General features: G+C 64.4%; 18 protein-coding genes. 7 read left to right on the forward strand and 11 right to left on the reverse strand.

What is annotated here, in order from left to right; translation table 11 throughout:
- Positions 1-18: 18 nt before the first annotated feature.
- The 8 genes from CH268_RS02970 to CH268_RS03005 all read right to left on the reverse strand — a co-directional run bounded on the left by CH268_RS02970 (position 19) and on the right by CH268_RS03005 (position 8,464).
- Positions 19-246, reverse strand: a complete 228-nt coding sequence (locus CH268_RS02970; protein ID WP_032367670.1) for a helix-turn-helix domain-containing protein — start codon at positions 244-246, stop codon at positions 19-21.
- Positions 246-824: a hypothetical protein gene (locus CH268_RS02975; RefSeq protein WP_230591619.1), complete on the reverse strand. Its 579-nt coding sequence runs from the start codon at positions 822-824 to the stop codon at positions 246-248. Before CH268_RS02975 ends, CH268_RS02970 begins: the two co-directional genes overlap by 1 nt.
- A gap of 105 nt (positions 825-929) precedes the next feature.
- Positions 930-1,664, reverse strand: coding sequence for an ESX secretion-associated protein EspG (locus CH268_RS02980; protein ID WP_094662408.1), 735 nt, complete (start codon positions 1,662-1,664; stop codon positions 930-932).
- A gap of 2 nt (positions 1,665-1,666) precedes the next feature.
- On the reverse strand, positions 1,667-3,037 hold the full coding sequence (locus CH268_RS02985; RefSeq protein ID WP_094662406.1) for a PPE domain-containing protein: 1,371 nt from the start codon (positions 3,035-3,037) through the stop codon (positions 1,667-1,669).
- 39 nt (positions 3,038-3,076) lie between these two features.
- Positions 3,077-3,880, reverse strand: a complete 804-nt coding sequence (locus CH268_RS02990) for a hypothetical protein (RefSeq protein WP_053068751.1) — start codon at positions 3,878-3,880, stop codon at positions 3,077-3,079.
- Positions 3,877-6,210 carry a phosphoribosyltransferase gene (locus CH268_RS02995; protein WP_094662404.1) on the reverse strand — a complete coding sequence of 778 codons (2,334 nt, stop codon included), beginning with the start codon at positions 6,208-6,210 and terminating at the stop codon, positions 3,877-3,879. The genes CH268_RS02990 and CH268_RS02995 overlap by 4 nt, the downstream gene beginning before the upstream one ends.
- Complete coding sequence (locus CH268_RS03000) at positions 6,207-7,355, reverse strand: HpcH/HpaI aldolase/citrate lyase family protein (RefSeq protein ID WP_094662463.1); 1,149 nt, start codon at positions 7,353-7,355, stop codon at positions 6,207-6,209. Before CH268_RS03000 ends, CH268_RS02995 begins: the two co-directional genes overlap by 4 nt.
- A 29-nt stretch (positions 7,356-7,384) precedes the next feature.
- Entirely contained in the window at positions 7,385-8,464 is a 1,080-nt protein-coding gene (locus CH268_RS03005; RefSeq protein WP_094662461.1) for a hypothetical protein, read from the reverse strand.
- A gap of 220 nt (positions 8,465-8,684) precedes the next feature.
- On the opposite strand from CH268_RS03005, the gene CH268_RS03010 reads away from it, so the two are divergent.
- Positions 8,685-9,260 carry a TerD family protein gene (locus tag CH268_RS03010; protein WP_027495074.1) on the forward strand — a complete coding sequence of 192 codons (576 nt, stop codon included), beginning with the start codon at positions 8,685-8,687 and terminating at the stop codon, positions 9,258-9,260.
- 125 nt (positions 9,261-9,385) lie between these two features.
- Positions 9,386-10,483, forward strand: a complete 1,098-nt coding sequence (locus tag CH268_RS03015) for a DUF475 domain-containing protein (protein WP_094662402.1) — start codon at positions 9,386-9,388, stop codon at positions 10,481-10,483.
- 32 nt (positions 10,484-10,515) lie between these two features.
- Here CH268_RS03015 and CH268_RS03020 read toward each other — a convergent pair whose 3' ends face one another.
- The 3 genes from CH268_RS03020 to CH268_RS03030 form a co-directional block, all read right to left on the reverse strand.
- The gene (locus CH268_RS03020; RefSeq protein ID WP_027495076.1) at positions 10,516-10,860 is read right to left on the reverse strand and encodes a response regulator transcription factor; all 345 of its coding nucleotides are present in this window, start codon (positions 10,858-10,860) and stop codon (positions 10,516-10,518) included.
- Positions 10,861-11,011: 151 nt separating this feature from the next.
- On the reverse strand, positions 11,012-11,710 hold the full coding sequence (locus CH268_RS03025; protein ID WP_048318943.1) for a response regulator transcription factor: 699 nt from the start codon (positions 11,708-11,710) through the stop codon (positions 11,012-11,014).
- Positions 11,711-11,762: 52 nt separating this feature from the next.
- Positions 11,763-13,166 (reverse strand): glycosyltransferase family 87 protein, encoded by a 1,404-nt coding sequence (locus tag CH268_RS03030; RefSeq protein WP_094662400.1) that lies wholly within the window; start codon positions 13,164-13,166, stop codon positions 11,763-11,765.
- A gap of 161 nt (positions 13,167-13,327) precedes the next feature.
- Here CH268_RS03030 and rpsF point away from each other — a divergent pair, with 161 nt between their 5' ends.
- The 5 genes from rpsF to CH268_RS03055 all read left to right on the forward strand — a co-directional run bounded on the left by rpsF (position 13,328) and on the right by CH268_RS03055 (position 17,482).
- Positions 13,328-13,615 carry a 30S ribosomal protein S6 gene (gene rpsF / locus CH268_RS03035; RefSeq protein WP_008711385.1) on the forward strand — a complete coding sequence of 96 codons (288 nt, stop codon included), beginning with the start codon at positions 13,328-13,330 and terminating at the stop codon, positions 13,613-13,615.
- Positions 13,616-13,672: 57 nt separating this feature from the next.
- Positions 13,673-14,218, forward strand: coding sequence for a single-stranded DNA-binding protein (locus CH268_RS03040; RefSeq protein WP_027495079.1), 546 nt, complete (start codon positions 13,673-13,675; stop codon positions 14,216-14,218).
- A 42-nt stretch (positions 14,219-14,260) separates the two neighbouring features.
- On the forward strand, positions 14,261-14,503 hold the full coding sequence (rpsR, locus tag CH268_RS03045) for a 30S ribosomal protein S18 (protein WP_027495080.1): 243 nt from the start codon (positions 14,261-14,263) through the stop codon (positions 14,501-14,503).
- A gap of 15 nt (positions 14,504-14,518) precedes the next feature.
- The gene (gene rplI / locus CH268_RS03050) at positions 14,519-14,974 is read left to right on the forward strand and encodes a 50S ribosomal protein L9 (protein WP_027495081.1); all 456 of its coding nucleotides are present in this window, start codon (positions 14,519-14,521) and stop codon (positions 14,972-14,974) included.
- Positions 14,975-15,202: 228 nt separating this feature from the next.
- Positions 15,203-17,482, forward strand: a complete 2,280-nt coding sequence (locus tag CH268_RS03055) for a SulP family inorganic anion transporter (RefSeq protein ID WP_094662398.1) — start codon at positions 15,203-15,205, stop codon at positions 17,480-17,482.
- Positions 17,483-17,586 lie beyond the last annotated feature (104 nt).

Below are 17,586 nucleotides of genomic sequence, written 5' to 3' on the forward strand. Positions count from 1 at the left end.
ACCGCGAAGGCCTGTCGGTCAGATCTGGCGGAGGGTGAACAGGTCGCCAGGGGTGCAGCCGAGCACCCGGCACACCGCGGTCAGGGTGGAAAATCGGATGGCCTTGGCGCGGTCGTTCTTGAGTACCGACAGATTCACGACGCTGACCCCCGCCAGACGCGACAGTTCGGCGAGCGTCATGCCGCGGGCTTCGAGGATCTCGCCGAGATGACACACGACGAGATGGTCGACCAACTCCTCGGCCATCAGACCAGACCATCGGCATCACGAGCGAGCTTGGAGCCCTGGGCGATGGTGGCGTAGACGAATTGCAGGAACGTGGACACGAAAATTGCGATCCAGAGACCGGTGGCCGGTCGAGCGGTGTCCACGGTCCCGCTCAGCTCGAGCGCACCGACGACGCTGTTGGTGCCCAGCATGTTCATGAACCCAGTGATGATGGGGTAGGCGAGAATGCACGCGCCGATCACTACGACGTCGGTGCGTGCGGCGTTGGTGAAGGGATTCCCGGCGATGACGCGATCGCAGAAGCGGTAGAAGAACAGCAGGCCCACCAGGATGATCACCAGTCCGACGGCGAGGGATCCGTAGCGCATCACGTCGATGAAGCCCAGCAGTCGTACGATTTCGGCTTTCGGGACGCTCAGCTCGACCGAGTTCCCCGGTTGCAACTGGCCTCCGAACAACTCCACCGGCGGGGTGTTCCACTCGGGTTCGACCGTGGCAAGGACGTAGTCCGAGGAGTGGTATTTCCACATCTTCCAGCCGGTCCAGCCCACGGCCAGTGCTCCGTAGAACACCATCGCCCACTTGTTGGTCCTCATGGAACCCAGTCCGTATGCCATCCCGCCGCCTCCATATCGATAGTCGATAACAACGAATATCGATAACCTATCGAAAATCGATACGGTGTCAAGGGGTGGGCTGTGTCATCGGCGTAAGGCCGACTCCAACTGTCGCCCGATTTCGGCGACGAATCGGGTGGAATCGGCGGGCACGAAGTCGATCGACGCGTGGGAACGAACGAGGTAGCGGCCGTCCCCGTCGAAGTCCATCCAGAAGAACGAGACGGCATCGGTATCGCGGCGGTGGTCGTAGGTGGCGCCGCGCGCGACGATCACCTCGCCGACTGCCGATCGCGGTCGGGCGAAGAACGCCTCGAATTTCTCGTCCGCAGTCGCGTGTCGAGTGGCCGTGGACAGGATTGCTCCGCTCGATGTGGTTGCAGTGCAGGGATGTTCGAGGGTGGCGGCCGCACGGCGTCCGGCCTGCACGGTCGGCACGGACTCGGCGATCCGTACGGGGGCAGATGCCGGGGTCACCGTGTCGATCGTGACCGAACAGTCCGGCCCGGGGCGTTGGGTGAGGACAACCGCGAAATCATGGGTCACCGCTGCATGAACGCGCACCGGGCTCTGCCCGAGATCGTGGGTGTCGCCTCGGCATTCGATGCGCACAGCGGGGTCGATCACCACTCCGATGGCTGCCTCGAGCCGCTCGTCCACCAGCGCGTCGATCCTCGCCGACGCTTCGCGCCGCAGCTGTCGGAGCTGACCCTCGGTATCGACGTCGACGGTGACGGCCAGAGGGTAGGGCAGCCGATCCCGTCCGAAACGACTGCAGAGCATCGCGAAATCCATGCCGCGCACGGTCCACTGCGTCACCGTCAGCCGCCGAGCACAGGGGGTGCGACGAGTGGCAGGTCACCGATCAGTTCGCTGCCGTTGCCCACGTCGATCAAATAGCCGGGGGTGGTGTGTTCTCCGTCGTTGTCTCCGGTGCCACGACCTCCCGCCGCGCCCATACCGCCCACTCCGGGCATACCGTGAGCCCCTGCTCGACCGGCCGCCGCCGCACTCGCGCCGCCCGGGCCGCCACTGGAACCGCTGGAACCGATCGGCGACCCGAGAACAGAGCCGCCGTAACCTGCACCGGAGCCCACACCGCCACCGGATCCGTTGTAGCCCGAGCCGCCGTAGTTGGAGCCGCTGTAGCCCGAGCCGCCGTAGCCGGAGCCCGGGGAGCCTGTCCCCGAGGATCCGCCGCCTCCCACGTTGCTTCCGAGTCCCCCGGGAGCATTTCCGGGGCCACCGGCTGCGGCGGCCCGGGTTTCCCCGGACCGATCTGCAGGCGGCAGCGGTCCGGATGGACTCGAACCCGGTTGCCCGGGGCCCGATTGTCCAGGCGTCGCGGTGCCGGCATCGGTCTGCTGCGCAGCCGACTGCGCTGCGGGATCGACGGCTCCTGCCGAGCCTGCGCCCCCACCGGACGTCGCACCGCCGCTCCCACTGGCGGCCGGGAAACTGCCCGGCGGGAAACCGCCTGCCCAGCCGCCGGTGGAACCACCGCCTCCGCCGTCGACGGGATTGTGCGCCGTCGGCAGCACCGGAACGTTGGTGTCCGACAGCACCACGCCCGGTACGTACACCGATCGCATGATGCGACGCGCTTCGTTCTGCTGCTCCTCCTGCACTGCCGTCGCCGTTTTGGTAGCGAACGGAACGGGGAGCAGGGAACCGATCAGGGTGCTGGCCTCGGACGCGACCACCGGCGGCATTCTCGACTTGGTCTGCTCGAATCCCGCGTGTGCTTCGAGCAGCTTGTTCCCGATCAGGCTCATCGACGTGGCCAGCGCGGACGCCGACGAGACGTAATCGCCTACGCCGCCGCGCACGGCGTCGGACATCGGCCCGGACCAGCCCGACGCCATGGCCGCCTCGATTCCCGTTCGGAAGCCGTCGGATCCGGAGCCGGCGGCGGCCGAGAGGTCGTTCCAGTTCTTCGACGAAGTCGCAATGGGACCGATGGCCAACGACCCGACCATGCCCGCGATGTCCTCGTGTGACATCACCTCGAACGGTTCGGTGATCGTCACTTCGTTGGGTTCGTAGTCACCGCGGTAGTCGAATGCCCCGTTCGCTTTCTCGAACGCCTCCCCGAGCATGGTGCCGACGAGCTCGGGCCCCACCGGGGTCACGAATATGTTGGTGACTATCCCGTCGATCGTCGCTTCGAGTTCCTCGTACGGATTCGCCATGCCCACCCCTTGCCACGCGCCTGTCCCCCCGACGAAGTGTTAGACGCGGTGCGCGGTGGTTCGGTTCCGCAGCCACTCGAGAATTTCCTCGCTGGCCCGCACGCCGGAGGAATCGGTGACGGTCAACCCGGGCCGGGTGAACCCCAGCAATTCGAGCTCGCCGTGCCGCGGTCGAACGGCCTCGTCGGCGGCCATGAGCATCTCGGCGTCGAGTGCGCCGTCACCGGCAGCGAACACGCCGGCCTCGGCATCCAGGGAGCCGTCCTGAACAAGCCTGGAACGGACCTCGGCCACGGCGGAGCTCTTGCACACCGCGTTGGGCATCGTGTAGATCTTGCGACCCTGCTGGGAGACGTTCCAGTCGCGTGCCGCGCACCACTGCGACCAGTTCGAGACGAAGTCCGGTGGGACGGCGGTGACGTCGACGACGAGGTAGCAGAACAGGCCGTCGGCCTCGCGGTATTTGAGCACCCAGTCTTCGGAGACCCTCGATCTCAACTCTGCGCCGATGCCGGCCAGGTCCAGATCGAAGCCCTTGCGCCAGGCCGTATCCGGCTCGCCGTCGACGAGAATGTTGCCACCGTTGCTGGTGATGGCGTACCGCCACGGGGCGCCCGGCAGGTCGATACGCTGGAACTGTTCGATGGTTCGCGTCGTCGTCGGAACCACGGTGACGCTCTCGCTCAACCCGCGGAGCAGCGACATGGACCGAGTGCTCATGTACGACAACGGTTTACCCTCGTACACCTCCACGCACTCGAACGTCTCGTCCAGGGGCACACCGAGCGCGCCTTCGGAGAAGATCATCGTGCGATCGAGGTCGACGGCGACGAGGGCGCTCACGAGGCATCCTCGGTGGAGACGTTCTTGATCAGACCCATGCACGAGTAGGCGAGGTCGGGTACCACGTCGACCGGTACTCCCCTGGCTTCGGCGAGCATCCGAATATGTTGGTGCTCCGGAGCATTTGCGTCGCGCACCAGCACGCGCCACGGTACTCGGCGTAGCAGCACCCGCGTGGTCTCGCCGACACCGGGCTTGACGAAGTTGACGTGCGAGATGCCGTACTCCTGGCGGACCTTCTCCACCGATGCCCATCCCGACCAGGTGGGAGTCCTGTCGGACGCGAGCACCGACGACACCGTCTCCGCGACCTCGTCACGCACGTCGTCGAATCGAGCCGTCACCGCGTCGAGTAGATGCCGCGACACATCGTCGGGAGCCAGGTCTGCGTAGTATTTCGCGCCGTGGAAATCACCCGGCCGAATGAGGCTGTCGTTGAGTACAGTTCGCGAAACGAGGCCCGAGACGGTCGAATTCAGGCAGGCCGACGCGATGAGGAAGTCGTCTCGGGTCCCGTAGGTGCGAGCGCAGTGTCCGGGATCGGCGAGCACGGCCAGATCGTCGTCGAAGTCCGCCCCAGGGAAGTCGCGTAGTGCCGCTGTGAGTTCGCGTGCGATGGCACCTTTGCCGGTCCAGCCGTCCACGAACACCACCGAGCGTGAATCGTGGTGCTCGGCGAGGTAGCGCAGAGCGACGCTGTCGATACCCCGATCACGCACGATCGAGACGGCGTAGTGCGGTATCTCGATGCCGTGGGCGGCGAAAGCCCAGCGCCGCATCAGAATTCCCACCGGAGTACCGGCCCGCGCCAGCGATGCGAGCACGATGTCGTGTCCGCGCTCGGCGAGCACCACCTCGGTGACGGTTCCAACGGCGACCGCGAGCCGCGCCGCACTGTCGTGCAGTACCTTCTCGAACAGTTCGCGATACGCAAGATCGGGTTGGTATTCGACCGGCAGCGATTCGGCATAGTGCGCCGTGCCGGCCTGAATCGCCCTCTCGCGCTCCGCCGTTGCTGCTTCCAGCGAGACGTCCGACAGGTCTTTCAGTAGCCAGGTCACCTCGTCCGGCGCGTACGAGCCGAACTCGGGCCCACGCAGCGGACGGGCGCGCCTGGCGATCTCGAGCGCCTGCGGATCGGCACCGGTCACGACCACGACCAGCACGTCGGTGCCCGCCGCCGCGAGTGTCTCCGCCGCGGCGGTGAGTGCGTCGGTATCCGCGGGGGCATCGGCGACGAACACCAGGGTCGAGTCGGCCGGCGCGTCGGCGTTGTAGAGGTAGCGCAGAGAGGATTCGTCCTCGGGCGCTGCGAATTCGAAGCCCCGGCGCAGTGGGTAGCCCGCCACGTCGAGTACGTAGGCGGGCGAGCGGGTGGTCGTCTGGAACAGTGCGCTGTGTCCGCGTCGTTGCAGCGCTGCCGCCAGGCGTAACGGCAGGTACATCAGCTCCTCGTGCCCGACGACCACGACGGCACCCGAGTCGGGGAGCGACGCGTCGACGGTGGCCGCGACTGCTTCGATCGCGTCGGCGAACCCGGCCGCATCGGACCTGAGGAAGCCGTGGCGGCCGCCCTCGGGTAGAGCTGCGGGCCAGGGCGCGTCGATGCGGCGTACCGAACCGGGTTGTGTAGCAACCGGATTGAACGTCGGATCGGGGAGGCTCAGAACCGTCTCCACGAGCCCGGGTTCCAGCTCGACCGATCCCTGAGCGAGGCTGACGTTGTCGATCACGACGCCCAGTTCGGTGGCCGTTGCTGCGGTCGCGTCGAGATGCTCGGCGGTACGCATGTCCACCAGGGATGCGATGACGTAGTGGGAACGCGCAGCCGTGGAATGGATCTGGCGGAGCGCATCGAGCGCGGTGGCTCCGGTCGAGATCTCGTCGTCGACGAGAACGAGGGGTAGTTCGCCGCCGAGCAGGTCCGCCGAGGTCGGCATCAGCAGATGGTCGGTGGCGTGCGAGTGCCCTTCCTCGAACTCACCGTGCACCGTCATGCCCGGTACCGTGCGGCGGGTCGAGTGCACATAGCAGCGCGCATCGAGGGCGGTTGCCACCGTGTGACCCAATCCCGTTGCCGTCTCCGCGAATCCGAGAACATCGACGTCGGAGCCGCCGACCGCCGCAGCGACCAGGCCGGCCAATTCATCGCCGGCACCGATGACGACGTCCGGATCCACGGGTATGTGTTTGCCGAGCACAGTGGACACCAACAGGTGTGCCCGTCGGGGATTGCGACGTAGGCCGGGACGCACCAGTTGTCGTGCCGTCCACGACGACGAGGAGCCGGTGTCGGTCAGGACGATGCCGTCGGCCGGGTTGTCGGTCATCGCTGAGCCAGCGCCGTCAGGAGGTCCACGAACGTGATCCCTTCGTTGGTGACCCCGAATGCCCGGGCGCGAACCATCGTCTGTTTCGCCCAATTGCGATGTGGTCCCAGCTCGTTCATCTTGTTCCGGTATCCGGAGGCCTGCGCGCCGCCCTGGTCGGAGGCCAGAATGTCGAGGGCGTCGTGGTATTCCTCGTGCGTCACTGCGGACAATGCGTGCACGGCAGGAACGTGGGATGGATGGATGACCGTCTTGCCCTGGATACCGTTGGCGCGGTCGAGGGCGACCTCGCGCAGCAGTGCGTCCAAGTCGCTGCTGACCAGTTGCTGCCGGAAGCGCACGGCCTCCTGGTCGACGAACGGCGTCTGGCGCAGCAATGGCCGGAACATGCGTTCGTGGTCTGCGAAGTACTCCCACACCGGCCCGGTGATGACGAATCCCGATCCGTCGTTGCGGCCCAGATGATTGACGATCGCGCTGATCACGTCGGCTACGACGCGGACGTCATAGATCGTCAGGTCACGGTCGCGGCGAATGCCGAAGGTGCCGCACATGTCGGTGGCTCCGATGCGGACTGCCAGCACGATGTCTCGGTATTTTGCCAGTAGTTCTCGGATGGCAACGAGTTCGGTGTCGCGTGTTTCGCGGTGGACCACCTCGGCCGACTCGAGAACCGGCATCGCCAACAAGCGGGTGTCGTGCGCGGTGGACGCGGCGAGAATCTCGTCGAGGTACTCGGCTCCGGTTGCCGAGGTGAACTTCGGTACGACGAATCCGGCAAGTCCAGCGGCCCCAGGAGTCAGACCGGCGCAGACCGTCCGAATCTGTTGGGCCGTGCGGGCTCGGACGAACACCAGTGCATTCGAACCCGAGAGTTCGTTCAGAGTTCGGATGGTGTTCTCCACCGCGTACTGCAGATCATGATCTGCGACTGCATCTTCGAGATCGATCACGATCGATCGAACGCCCTCATCGGTGCGCTTGTGCACCGTCGCGGTCAGGTCCGCACGGGTCGCGGGAATGTACAGCGTCGCACCGAGTGCTGTTGCTACGACGTTGTTTCCGTCACTGACCGCGATGTCCTCCGGTTGCAGGAAGAACATGCGTTCGCGGGTGTCGGCGTCGAGATGGCGAAAGTGTTGCACCATGATCCTTCGTGTGAATGCGGTCGGTGCTAGCTGCGCATGCGTTCGATCACGCCTGCGATGAAGTCCGAAATGGTAGCCAGATCCTGCAGATATGACCAGTAGTCGGGATGGGTACCCGTCAGTGCGTTGCTCGCCCTGTCGATCCGGGCGAGCTGAGCATCCAGCACCGAGCCCCATTCGGCAACCAGACCGCGATTGATCGCGAGTTGTTGAGCGTCACGAAGTTTGAACCGGACCTTGTTCTCGGTCTCGCTCGGATCGGCTTTGACTGCGCGCAGCAGGCGAACTCGATCGGTGACGGCATCGACCAGGTGCTCGGCATCGGTCAGGTGCGACCGGGCCTGGGCGACGAGATCCAAGGCCTGCTCGGGGTTGCCCGTGTCGAGCGCCGAACGGGCCGCTCGCAGATCCTCGTCGGCCTGTTCGATGTGACGTGTGCTCGACCGTTCGTTGTGCGATAGATCTGCCGAGCTCTTGGCATTGAATTCGCGGAGCAGACTCGAGAAGGCCGGCGCGATCCCCTCGGATCTCGTTCGTACGGCTTCGATTCGGGTCCGCACCGAGACCAGTGCGGTCCGGGCCTCCTGCTGGCGTCCGGGAGCCGAGCGAACCGCCTCGCGCAACGCAGTGGACCTGTCCCGGACGACGGCGGCTTGCTCTCGCGCACGCAGCGGATCCCGTCGAACATCGTTCAATTGTGTTGTGGCGGCATCCAGTTCGTTCCAGGCCTGCCGCAGTGATGGATAGGTGGCGTACTGCTCGTCGACGGTGGACCGCGCAGCGTCCGCCTCGGCCAGTGCGTCCTGCACCAGGCGCGGGGTGGCCGCGAACTGTGCCGAGGCGTGCTCGAGAGTCCCGCGATGAGCCTCGTAGAAACGGTCGACGGCGACGCTGGCGTCGTGGAGCAGCCGCGTCGCGTTGTCGAATGCCGACCTCGCGGCGGCAGTGGTGATTCCGTCGAACTGTTCGACGGCAGCGAGATACGCCGCTCCCGCGTCGAAACACAGCTTCTCGGTATCGAACCATCGACGGGCGAGTCCGTCCTCCGGGCGCAGCGCGGTGGATGCCTCGACACCGGCGGATGCGATGGACTGTCGCTTGTCCATGTCGAGAAAGGCGGCGACAGCGGCGTCCTGGGAACGACGCGCGGCGGCGTCCGATTCGGAACCTCGGCGAAACACCCCAGGCCAGCGACTTGTCACCTGTTCGATACTACCGACGGGAACCTCCGCATCACCGCGCTCGTTGGTCGAGTACGTCCAGAAACCGGACATTCCCACTACGGTTGTACCCGTAACGGGAAACCAATTGCGAAAGGACCTCTCAATGGGCGTCAGCCTCAGCAAGGGTGGCAATGTCTCGCTCACCAAGGCAGCACCGAACCTGACCGCGGTCGTGGTCGGCCTCGGTTGGGACATCCGCACGACGACGGGCACCGACTTCGACCTCGATGCCAGCGCCATCGCATTGAACTCGACGAAGAAGGCCCTGAGCGACGGGCACTTCGTGTTCTTCAACAACTTGAAGTCTCCCGACGGCTCCATCGAGCACACCGGGGACAACACCACCGGTGAAGGCGACGGAGACGACGAGCAGATCAAGGTCGATCTCGCCGCTGTGCCGCCGGAGATCGAGACCATCACGTTCCCCGTGTCGATCTACGATGCGGACGCTCGCTCGCAGTCGTTCGGTCAGGTGCGCAACGCGTTCATTCGCGTCATCAACCAGGCCGACAACTCCGAGCTTGCTCGCTACGACCTCAGCGAGGATGCCTCGACCGAGACCGCGATGGTCTTCGGTGAGCTGTACCGCAACGGCGCGGAGTGGAAGTTCCGCGCAGTCGGCCAGGGCTACGCGTCCGGACTCGCAGGCATCGCCCGGGACTTCGGAGTAAACGTCTAGTAAAGGCACTCCCAAGATTGGGGATACCCCCGCCTCGTCATTCATGATGGGCGGGGGTTTTTCCGTTTCGTCCCCCAACTTGGTCGCGCCTGCGGGCTCTGCTCCTAGCCAGAAAGGCCACTGACGTGGTTATGAGAATCTTCGGCTGGTCGATTGCGGTCACCATCGTGTCCGTCATCGTGGCCTTCTTGTACGGCGGACTCGAGGCGATGATTCTCGTCCTCATCCTCGGCGTGCTCGAAGTGTCCCTGTCCTTCGACAACGCCGTCATCAACGCCACCGTGTTGCGACGGATGAGTGAGTTCTGGCAGAAGATCTTCCTCACCATCGGCATCGTCATCGCCGTGTTCGGCATGCGGTTGCTGTTCCCGCTGGTCATCGTCTGGGCTGCGTCGGGCCTCGGTCCGGTCGCCGCCATCGACCTGGCGCTCAACCCGCCCGCCGACGGTGCCGCGACCTTCCCGGACGGGTCGCCGAGCTACGAAACGCTGCTGACCGACGCACATCCGCAGATCGCAGCCTTCGGCGGCATGTTCCTGCTGATGCTCTTCCTCGGCTTCATCTTCGAGGACCGCGAGATCACGTGGCTGAGCTGGCTGGAGAAGCCTCTCGCCCGGATCGGTCGCCTCGATCAGCTGTCCGTTGTCGTCGCGGGCCTGCTGCTCGTGCTCAGCGCCGAATTCCTCGCCGACGACGACAAGATTTCCACCGTCATGGTCTCCGGCGTGCTCGGCATGATCACGTACATTGCCGTCAACGGTCTCGGCGAACTGTTCCACATCGAGGAAGAGGGCGAAGAGTCCTCCGGCGGCCCGAGCGAACTGGCGAAGGCGACCGGCAAGGCCGGTTTCTTCCTGTTCCTCTACCTCGAGGTCCTCGACGCGTCGTTCTCGTTCGACGGTGTCATCGGAGCCTTCGCCATCACCGCGGACCCGATCATCATCGCGCTCGGCCTCGGCTTCATCGGTGCCATGTTCGTTCGCTCGATCACGGTGTTCCTCGTTCGCAAGGGAACGTTGTCGGACTACGTCTACCTCGAGCACGGCGCGCACTGGGCAATCGGTGCCTTGGCCATCATCCTGCTCGTGTCGATCGGCGTGCACATCAACGAACTGATCACCGGCTTCGTCGGAATCCTCTTCATCGGTGCCGCACTGATCAGCAGCATCCGACGCAACAAGCGTCTCGAGAGCGAAGGCGTGGACACCGAAATCCACGTCTGACCTACGCTCTCGAACCGCAACAGCTCGAAGACTTACAGCTCCGAGATGTCGACGAGTCCGTCCTGCAGGGCCCGGGCCACCAGGGCGGCCTTGGTCGGGGCGGACCTTCCGACAGAGGTGTATTTCGCGCGGATACGCGTCAAGTGGGTGTTGACGGTTCCCAGCGACAGGAACAGTGCCTTGGCGACCTCGGTCTTGGAGTCGAGGCGAATCCAGCAGAGCAGTACCTCGATCTCACGGTCGGTCAGGCCGGGCCGAGTGGGAAACTTGTCTCTCTGCTCAGCGGGCGGCACCAGGCTGATCAGTCCGCGAGCGAGCGGTGCGGCAGAGATGGAGTCGCTGTGTTCCGAGGGCATGGGATCGAGCAGTGCGGACATCAGTTCTCCCGAGGGCCGAGGCAGGTTGAGACGGTCTAAACCTGAGTCAACTCATTCTCACAGGTCGATCACAGACTCGCTGCCCTGATTTCTATGGGCATTTGAACCGTCAACTCTGAAGATGCGTCATGAATCGCGCTCCAGCCGGTCATCAGTCCTGCGAGGGGAGCTCGGGCATCGGGAGCCACCCGTCTTCGACCGCGCGTTTGTACAGATCGGTTTTGGTCGGTGCCGGACGCCCCGCCTCGGCGTATTTGTTGCGGATGCGCACGAGGTAGTCGTTCACGGTCTGTTCCGACAGTCCGGCCAGGCGGGCGACGCGTCCAGCCTTCTCGCCCGACGCGTAAAGGGCAAGCACCTCGCGTTGACGTGGGCTCAGGCCGACGTCGGGCAGTTGTGGATCGCCGTCGATCGCCGCGGCCCAGTCCGTGGTGACCACCTGCCCGCCGCTCGCGGCTCGCCGGATCGCAGACACGATGGCCGATGCGGGCGCGGACTTGCGCACCACACCGAGCACTCCCGCGCGTGCCGCGGACCGAACCAGGAATGCGTTCTCGGCACCGGTGTACACCAGCACTCGTGATCCCGCGGCGTGCAACTGTTCCACGTTCGAGCGCGGAGAAGATCCGTCGCCGAGGCGCAGATCGAGTACCACCAGGTCTAGCTGCTCTCGGTGGGCGAGCAATTCGTCCACGGTGGAGGCCATGATCACGAGATCGAGATCGGGTTCGTCCGCCAGCATGGCCTTGAGGCCGAGCGCAACGGATTCGTGGTCCTCGATCAAACCGATCCGACGTACCGCGGCAGTGCCGTCCTCGGTACTTCCCTGAGATTGCGACACCTGTGCCATGTCCCCGCCCCGCTCTGCGCGCTATTTCCCCAGCGCCCTGTTTCCCGAAGCTCTAGTGCCTCGGTGATGCCGTCACAGATGTCGTCGACGAACGAGGCGACGTTACCGACTCCGAGTCGGTTTCGCCCGGTTGGGCAAACCGCAGGCAAGCGCGGGCGAACATCACGAACAGCACCACCAGCAGCAGCGCTCGCCCCCAGACTCCGACGAGGACGAAGAATTCCTCGTCGTTGGCGTCGACGCCGGAGGCCAGCGCAGCGAAGTACTTGAACACGCCGATCCCCATCGACAGATCGACCATCAAGTACGCGGCGACGATTCCCCAGGGGACCCGAAGCAACACGAGGAAGGGAAGCAGCCACAGCGTGTACTGGGGTGAGTGCACCTTGTGCAGCAGCATGAAGCCGCACAGCATCGACCCGCTCACGGCGACCCAGGGATAGGTGCCGATCACGTTCGCGCGCCGGAAGCCGAGCCACAGCGCGATCGCGAACGCGACGAACACCAGGAGCGGCGAGGCCACGTCGACGACTTTCTGGAACGACGCTTCGGCGTCGTTGTACGCGTCGGGCGTCATGCGGTCGTTGACGTAGAGGTGACGCAGCCCCCAGTACCAGATGGAGTTGGTCGTCAGGTCCGCCTGGCGCAGCGACTGGAAGGTGAACGACGCGCGCCAGCCCTCGTAACCGATGACGGCGAACGGCAGGTTGACGGCGACGACGGTGGCGATCGCGGCTCCGGCGACCTGCAGGCCGCCGTGTATGTCGTAGCGGCCACGGACGGTCTCCGGTTTTTCTCGACCGTTCGTACCGCCGGTGACGACATAGGCAATGAGCGGGAGCACGAACGCGCCCGGATAGATCTTGAGGCAGAATCCGATCGCCAGCAGTACCGAAGCCGCAATTGCCTTGCGCCGCAATGCAATCGGCAATGTCATGACGAAGATCGCACCTACCGCAGAGGCGACGACCGGTAGCTCCCAGTTGTGGAAGGCGTACATCACCAGGGGTGGGGAGATGGACCACAGCAGCGCCGGCCAGCCGGCCATCCGCCCGAGCATCCAGGCGGTGAGAAGCCCGAACGGCGCAAGGATCAGTGCCGAGGTCAACAGGAACTGCGCGTCGGTGTGGGCCGGGATTGCGCCGAGCCACATCAGCAGACCGCTCAGAACCGGATACTCCACCGTCCCTCCGGTGAGGATTCCGTCGCTCGTGATGGCCCCGTGGATGTAGGGAAATATGTGATTGTCGATATCGCGACCGAGCCACAGGAACTGGATGTCGGAGTAGCAGACGGACGAGTCCTTGATGACGTCGAACACTGTGCTGCGTCCGGACTCGTCGAACGGTGCGACGGCGCAGCGGGCCTTGTTCAGATATCCCAGAATCAACCCGATTGCTGCCATCGCGACGACCACGACAACCGTCGTCGGACTGGCGCGGACCCCGGATCGCATGGTGCAAGAGTATGACGAGCGAATGCCCGACTGTGCGCCCAGAGGGAATTAGCAGGTCAGGGCCCTGTCGTGTATCTTTGAGGGGTTGCTGACGCAACGACCCTCCTGCCGCGGATAGTCCGTGGCCGTTTTCACTAGTCCACAGGAGGTGATGAGGTCTTATGCGTCATTACGAATTGATGGTCATTCTCGACCCCAATCTGGACGAGCGCACTGTCGCTCCGTCGCTCGATACGTTCCTCAACGTCGTTCGCAAGGATGGCGGCACCGTCGACAAGGTCGATGTATGGGGCAAGCGTCGTCTGGCTTACGAGATCCTCAAGCATGCCGAGGGCATCTACGCCGTTGTGAACCTCAACGCCGAGCCTGCCACCGTCAGCGAGCTGGATCGTCAGCTCGGACTCAACGAGTCCGTGTTGCGTACGAAGGTCCTGCGACAGGGCAAGTAATTGTCGGTGTCCGGCCCTAGGCTGGCACTCACAACGCTTACTACTGAAAGAGGAACCATGGCAGGCGAGACCGTCATCACCGTCATCGGAAACTTGACGGCTGATCCAGAACTTCGATTCACCCCCGCCGGTGCGGCAGTTGCCAACTTCACGGTTGCATCCACCCCGCGCACATTCGATCGTCAGACGAACGAATGGAAAGACGGCGACGCGCTCTTCATGCGCTGCAACATCTGGCGCGAGGCAGCGGAGAACGTTGCCGAGAGTCTGACCCGAGGCTCACGAGTGATCGTGAGCGGACGGCTGCGGCAGCGTTCGTACGAGACGCGCGAGGGTGAGAAGCGGACAGTCGTCGAGCTCGAAGTCGACGAGATCGGACCTTCACTTCGCTACGCCACCGCAAAGGTCAACAAGGCCAATCGCGGTGGAGGTGGCGGCGGAGGCGGCTTCAACTCCGGCTCGGGTTCCTCCGGCGGATCGGGCGGCGGCCGCTCGAACTCCTCGTCCAACTCCGGTTCCGGTGGAGACGATCCCTGGGGCAGTGCCCCGGCGGCGTCGGGCTCCTTCGGCGGACGTGGCGGAGACGAAGAGCCACCGTTCTAGATCCTTCGATCGAGAACAACCAGATGTAACGGAGAAAGACCCATGCCCAAACCGCCATTGCGCGACAAGGTGCTCAAGAAGAAGGCGTGTTCCTTCTGCAAGGAAAAGAACACGGCGATCGATTACAAGGACACGACGTTGCTGCGTAAGTACGTCAGCGATCGCGGAAAGATCCGTGCTCGCCGTGTCACCGGCAACTGCGTCCAGCATCAGCGTGACGTGGCCGTTGCCGTGAAGAACTCGCGTGAGGTAGCACTGCTGCCTTACGCCGCGACGGCTCGATAGAAAGGGGCGATTGGTATGAAACTGATCCTCACCGCTGATGTGGACAACCTCGGTGCGCCTGGCGACACCGTAGAGGTCAAGGACGGCTACGGCCGTAACTTCCTGCTGCCCCGCGGATTGGCCATCCAGGCCACCCGTGGAGCTCAGAAGCAGGTCGACGGCATTCGCCGCGCTCAGGAAGCTCGGGCCGTTCGCGGCCTCGAGCACGCCAACGAGCTCAAGCAGGCCATCGAGGGCCTCGAGTCCGTCACGCTGTCTGTCAAGACTGCCGGCGACTCGGGCAAGCTGTTCGGCTCGGTCACCGCGTCGGACGTCGCTTCTGCACTCAAGGCTGCCGGTGGACCGGTCGTCGACAAGCGCAGCATCGATCTGCCGAAGGCTCACGTCAAGAGCACGGGCAAGCACGACATCGTCGTGAACCTGCATCCCGACGTGACCGCCAAGTTCAAGCTGGAGGTCGTCGGAAGCTGATTTTCAGCTTTCGGCCCGAAACGGCTGCAAGAAACCCCACGAACTTCGGTTCGTGGGGTTTTTTCGTGCCATCTCACAAAATTCAACTGTCACAACGGTTTCCAAATTGTGAAGGATCTCTCTCGGTGCCACCTTCGGCCGAGGTTTGCGTACCCTTTACTTGGGGGCGACATTCCAAGCCGGAACACGATCGACCGACCTGACGCCTAGACGCCCGGAGGAACTGCCGTGACAACGACAGCAGAGCACGATTCAGAACCCAGTCCGAAGACCCGATCCGAGCCGCCGTCTCGGGTCGGGTCGATAATCAAGTACGACCTACCGGCCTCGCTGGTCGTTTTCCTTGTGGCAGTGCCACTTTCGATCGGTATCGCTGTCGCCTCCGGCGCTCCCATCATGGCCGGCCTCATCGCCGCTGTGGTCGGCGGCATTCTCGCCGGTATTCTCGGCGGATCGCCGTTGCAGGTCAGTGGTCCGGCTGCGGGTCTGACTGTGGTGGTCGCCGAGTTGGTCAACCAATTCGGTTGGGCCACAACATGTGCCATCACGGTGTTGGCCGGCCTCGTCCAGGTTCTGCTGGGCATGAGCCGCATTGCTCGTAGTGCACTTGCCATTTCGCCGGTGGTTGTTCACGCGATGCTCGCCGGCATCGGTATAACCATTGCGCTGCAACAGATTCACGTGCTGCTCGGTGGAGAGTCCGAAAGCTCTGCGGTGCAGAACCTGCTCGCCATTCCGCGTTCCGTGGCCGACGGCCAATGGCCGTCCATCGTCGTCGGCGGCATCGTCGTCGTGCTGATGTTCTCGTGGCCGCGACTGGCCGGCGTGTCCAGTGTGATGGCCAAGGTTTCCAAAGTGCCTGCGGCACTGGTTGCAGTGGTCACCGCAACCGCGGTCTCGATCTTCTTCTCGCTCGACGTCGAGCGAATCGAGTTGCCGGGCAACCTCATCGAGTCTCTGAGCTTCCCGATCATGCCCGACGGTCAGTGGGGTGCATTCGCCACCGGTGTCATCACCATCGCGCTGATCGCCAGCGTCGAAAGCCTGCTGTCCGCTGTGGCCGTCGACAAGATGCACAGCGGTGCGCGCACCAACTTCGACCGCGAATTGATGGCGCAGGGTGCGGGCAACATGGCCTCCGGTGCCATCGGTGGCCTGCCGATCACCGGCGTCATCGTGCGTAGCGCGACCAACGTCAAGGTCGGTGCCAAGTCTCGTGCGTCGGCGATTCTGCACGGCGTGTGGATCCTGATCTTCTCGGTGCTGTTCATCTCGATCGTCGAGCTCGTGCCCTTCGCGGCGCTCGCCGGGTTGCTCGTGATGATCGGTGTGCAGCTCATCAAACTGGCCGACATCAAGATCGCGAACAAGACCGGTGACATCGCTGTCTACGCAGTCACGGTGCTGGGTGTCGTGGCGCTCAACCTGCTCGAGGGAGTGCTGATCGGCCTGGCGCTCTCGATCATCCTGGTTCTGCGACGCGTGGTGCTGGCGAAGATTCGGGCCGAGGAAACGGTCGACGGAACCTGGCGGGTGACGATGGAGGGCTCGCTGAGCTTCCTCGCGCTGCCGCGACTGACTCGAGTGTTGGCCACGGTGCCCGCAGGCACGTCGGTCACCGTCCACCTCGGAGTCGACTTCCTCGACCATGCTGTGCACGACGCGTTGAACGAGTGGGTCCGCCAACACGAGGCGACCGGTGGTTCCGTGCGCGTCGAGGAGGTGGGCACGGCGTCGATGGCTGCGGCCACCGAAGGGCCACCGCGGCGCGGATCTGCCACGGTGCGCAGCTCGTTGGCACCGTGGCGGGCGTGGCAGCTCAAGGGCGACGACACGCAGGAGGATTCGCCCGCTGCTCTGCGTCCGGTGTTGAGCGGAGTGGCCGAGTACCACCGCACTCATGCCCCCAACATTCGTCCGCACCTGGAAGGTCTGACCGAGTCTCAGGACCCGGACACGCTGTTCCTCTGCTGCGTCGACTCACGCGTCATGCCGAACACGATCACCAGCAGCGGCCCCGGTGACCTGTTCACCGTGCGCAACGTCGGCAACATGATCCCCACCCAAGGTCAGGATTGCTCGGTGGAGGCAGCTCTCGCCTTCGGCGTCGACGAAGTGGGTACGTCGTCGGTCGTGGTGTGTGGCCATTCCGGTTGTGGTGCCATGAAGGCAATTCTCGGCGGGGCGGAGAACGCCGCCGACCCGTCGGTGGCCGAGTGGCTCGGGCACGGGAGAGCCAGCCTGGAGGCGTTCCGCAGTGGGCACGCGGTGGGCCGTCAAGCGGCGGAGTTGGGCTTCGGCGAGGCCGACCAGCTCGCGATGGTCAATGTGGCGGTGCAGCTGCAGACGTTGACCCGTCACCGGGTGGTGGGACGCGCGAACGCGGAGGGTCGTCTGCGGATCACCGGTCTCTTCTTCGACATCCCGTCGGCCCGGGTGCTGCAGATCGGTACGAAGGAGATCACTGTTCTCGACCCGGCGCTGTGCCCGCAGAAGGCCGATCTCTGACGGTCTGTTCGAGCGAAGTACGAGGGCCCGATTCCCGACGGGGGTCGGGCCCTTCGGCTCGAAAACCAGCATTAAGACTTTTTCAGTGCCAATTTCCAGCCGGT

The sequence above is a fragment of the Rhodococcus sp. 06-1460-1B genome (assembly GCF_002258475.1).
GTDB classification, from domain to species: Bacteria; Actinomycetota; Actinomycetes; order Mycobacteriales; family Mycobacteriaceae; genus Rhodococcoides; species Rhodococcoides fascians.